Origin of the sequence: Vibrio sonorensis (assembly GCF_001854765.1) — a bacterium.
Classification (GTDB): domain Bacteria; phylum Pseudomonadota; class Gammaproteobacteria; order Enterobacterales; family Vibrionaceae; genus Vibrio; species Vibrio sonorensis.
In genome coordinates this window covers 1-355 of sequence record NZ_LJJE01000009.1, presented here as the reverse complement: position 1 = coordinate 355, position 355 = coordinate 1, and the positions used below count along the sequence as shown (strand labels likewise).

1 pseudogene is annotated in these 355 nt (G+C 42.8%); it reads left to right on the top strand.

Annotated elements, in window-relative coordinates:
- Window positions 1-355 (top strand): annotated as a pseudogene (locus tag BLO31_RS02190) (IS3 family transposase); the annotation flags it as partial.

Below are 355 nucleotides of genomic sequence, written 5' to 3'. Positions count from 1 at the left end.
CTAAAAAAAGCCGCTGTGTACTTCGCAAGCCAGTCCGATTGAGGTATGCCTTTATTAAAGCGAATCAGACAATTTGGTCTGTTCGACGCATGTGTAAAGTCTTTGGAATTCACCCAAGTGGTTGTTATTCTTGGCTCAAAAATCCAGATAGTAGACAAGAAAAGCGGCGAAAATACCTTCTCGGACTGATAAAGCAATTTTGGCTGGAGTCAGGCAGTGAGTATGGTTATCGAAAAATCTACAGTGACTTACGAGATGAAGGGGAAATCTGTGGTATTAACCAAGTACATCGTCTAATGAAGCGAAAAGGTATTCAATCGCAAAGAGCTATCGAAAGCCACGCCCCAAAGGTGGC